3 protein-coding genes and 1 pseudogene are annotated in these 3,307 nt (G+C 29.2%); all 4 read right to left on the bottom strand.

Features of this window, described 5'->3' with window-relative positions:
* Positions 1-483 (bottom strand): PH domain-containing protein (locus tag ABY298_RS15645; protein ID WP_372746983.1); only part of this gene is annotated, 483 nt, incomplete at its 3' end.
* A 10-nt stretch (positions 484-493) separates the two neighbouring features.
* On the bottom strand, positions 494-1,273 hold the full coding sequence (locus tag ABY298_RS15640; protein WP_372746982.1) for a (Fe-S)-binding protein: 780 nt from the start codon (positions 1,271-1,273) through the stop codon (positions 494-496).
* A gap of 119 nt (positions 1,274-1,392) precedes the next feature.
* On the bottom strand, positions 1,393-2,697 hold the full coding sequence (locus tag ABY298_RS15635) for a 4Fe-4S dicluster domain-containing protein (RefSeq protein WP_372746981.1): 1,305 nt from the start codon (positions 2,695-2,697) through the stop codon (positions 1,393-1,395).
* A 150-nt stretch (positions 2,698-2,847) separates the two neighbouring features.
* Positions 2,848-3,307, bottom strand: a pseudogene (locus ABY298_RS15630) (MCE family protein); the annotation flags it as partial.

Genomic DNA, 3,307 nt, shown 5'->3' with positions numbered 1-3,307 from the left:
ATACTCTTTAATTTTTAAGGCTTCCTTTTTTGGAATTCCATTAATTTTTAAGTCATCATTACTTTCTCCTGCCGTAAATATTTGAATAGAAGCTAATTTAAACAAACGAGAAATTGGTTTTTGATTTACCTCTAAATGCTGCACTCTAGCAAATGGAACCGTTGTTAATTTTTCAATAATAATTCCGCTTCCATACGTAATATCTTTTTCTCTTAAGGAGTATCTTCTTTTTGAAAATCCTGCAATTAAAAGCACAAAATAAATAGCACAAATAACACCTAAAATCCAATAAGCATAAATTAAAAAATAAGCATGAGATTCAGCAATTTTTACGGCAATAAAAAAATAAAATCCAATAAAAATAATACTCCAAACTACTATGGAATTAATTATTAAAATCCATAAATAATTTTTATGAATTTTTTGAAAATTTAGTTCTTCAATATCTGGAAGATCGGATGTTATTTGAGAATTTTGAAACATCTAAATAAAATTACAAATCTTCTGCATTTGCAATTAACTCTGAAATATCAAGTACCTCTATTTCCGCTTCTTTATTGGTAACTTTAACACCATCTGTCATCATAGTATTACAAAACGGACAGCCAGTTGCAATAATATCTGGATTTATTTCAATGGCGTCTTCTGTACGCTCAATATTAATATCTTTTGTGCCATTTTCTGGCTCTTTAAACATTTGCGCGCCTCCAGCACCACAGCATAATCCGTTAGTTTTACAACGCTTCATTTCAACTAATTCTACATCTAATTTTCGAATTAATTCTCTTGGGGCTTCATAAACATCATTTGCACGACCTAAGTAACATGGATCGTGAAATGTAATTTTTTTACCTTTAAATTGTCCACCTTCAATGGTTAATCTACCATCATCAAGTAACGATTTTAATAATTCTGTATGATGAACAACTTCATAAACACCACCTAATTGTGGATATTCATTTTTTATAGTATTAAAACAATGTGGACACGCGGTTACAATTTTTTTTATTTCGTATGCATTTAAAATTTCTATGTTAGCCATAGCTTGCATTTGAAATAAAAATTCATTTCCTGCTCTTTTTGCAGGATCTCCAGAACAACTTTCTTCTGTACCTAACACAGCAAATTCTACATTTGCTTTATTTAAAATTTTTACAAATGCTTTGGTGATTTTTTTTGCTCTATCATCAAAACTTCCCGCGCAACCAACCCAAAATAAAACTTCTGGTTGTTTGCCTTGAGCCATCATTTCTGCCATTGTTGGTACGTTCATACTTGTGCTTTTTAAATTTATTTATGCTAACCGTAGTCTAAAAAATTTTAATCTAAATTTCCTTTTACAGAAAATATGTAAAGTAATCTCTACATATTGTTACATTACTAAAAAGTGATTTATTCGTCCTTCCAGTTTAACCTATCCATTTGGTTGTATTGCCAAGGTGCTCCGTTGTTTTCAATATTTGTCATCATACTATTCAATTCTGCTGGAGCAGCTGATTGTTCCATCACTAAATATCTTCTTAAATCTACAATTATTGATAGGGGATCAATATTTACCGGACATTCTTCAACACAAGCATTACAACTTGTACAGGCCCAAATTTCTTCTGGAGTAATATAATTGGTTAAAAGTTGCTTACCATCATCAACAAATTTTCCATTTTTATTTATATTCTCTCCAACTTCCTCTAATCTATCACGAGTTTTCATCATAATAGCACGTGGAGATAATTCCTTTCCTGTAATATTTGCTGGACAAACAGATGTGCATCGCCCACACTCGGTACAGGTATAAGCATTCATTAATTGCACCCAATTTAAATCTGTAACATCACTAGCTCCAAATTTTTCAGGAACTGGGTTTTCTGTTCCTTCTGGAACTGCAGCAAATGGATCTATTGTTGGATCCATCATCATTTTTACTTCATTAGTAACAGATTCCAAATTTGTAAATTGCCCTTTTGGATTTAAATTGGCAAAATACGTATTTGGGAACGCTAACAAAATGTGTAAATGTTTTGAATAATATAAGTAGTTTAAAAAAACTAAAATACCAGCAATGTGCAACCACCAAGCGGTTCTTTCTATAATTGTAATAGTTGTAAAACTTACAGTATGAAATAAAGGAGCAATGTATTGACTAATGGGATTTCCAACATTTAATTCTTGAAAATGATTGTCGGCTGCATTCATTAATAAAAACAACGACATTAAAACCATTTCAAAATATAAAATATATAAGGCATCATTTTTAGGAAAACCTTTCATTTCCTTATTCCAAAAACGAGGAATTTTTAACACCATTCTTCGTATCCAAAATACGGTTACCGATAGAATTACAAGAACTGCTAAAATTTCAAATGATGCTATTAAAAAACTATAAAAACCACCTAAAAATGATAATACTCTGTGGGTTCCAAAAATACCATCAATAATAATTTCTATTACTTCAATATTAATAATAATAAAACCTATGTAAACTATAATGTGAAGAATTCCGGCAATTGGTCTTTTTATCATTTTTGATTGTCCAAGCGCAATCAAAGCCATATTTTTCCATCGTGCATTTGGGTTATCAGACCTATCAACCTCTTTTCCAAGTTTAATGTTTCTAATTAATTTAGAAATATTTTTCGCAAAAAAACCAACTCCTATTGCTAGAAGAATTACAAACGCAACATTGTCTATATAGTTCATATTTTTTGTTTAAAGATGATTAAAAAATAAATTTTTATCAATTCACTTTTAAAAAATAAATTCGGATTCTAAATTTAATTTAAAGTTTCTAAAAACACTATTTTTATTAAAAAAACATTATGAGTTTTTTTAATAAAAATTTAAAACTTATTATTCTTTCACTTCAGTACTTGGTTCGTACGCTTTTTCCTTTTTTCCAAATAAAGAAAAATGAACAAATCTTTTTGGGTGTTCTTTCATATCACGTAGCAACTCTTCTAATTCTTTGGAAGCATTTGTAAGGTTAATATACATTTGATCATCATACATTAATTTACCCATAGAACCATTTCCTTTTTCAATATTTGCCAGTATTGTAGAAAGACTTTGTATACTTGTTTCTAGGTTTTTAATTGTTTTACCAAAATCTGCATTCACTAAAGAATCTGATAGTTTAGATAGATTTTTTGTGATGACCTGTGTGTTTGCTAGTGTTTTAGCTAATTTATCATCATTATTTTTAACCAATTCATTTACAGATTCTGAAATTAATTTAAAATTTGTAACTGTTTCATTAAGTTGGGCAATACTACTTTTTAAATTGTTTCTGCTTTTAGCATCTAAAACATCT

It is taken from the genome of Lutibacter sp. (assembly GCF_041596795.1).
Lineage (GTDB): Bacteria > Bacteroidota > Bacteroidia > Flavobacteriales > Flavobacteriaceae > Lutibacter.
This window is presented reverse-complemented; position numbering and strand designations above follow the sequence as displayed.

Bases quoted from the DNA above. Each gene is read 5' to 3' on its own strand.
- ABY298_RS15635 (WP_372746981.1), bottom strand. From the start codon at position 2,697: ATGAACTATATAGACAATGTTGCGTTTGTAATTCTTCTAGCAATAGGA.
- ABY298_RS15640 (WP_372746982.1), bottom strand. From the start codon at position 1,273: ATGAACGTACCAACAATGGCAGAAATGATGGCTCAAGGCAAACAACCA.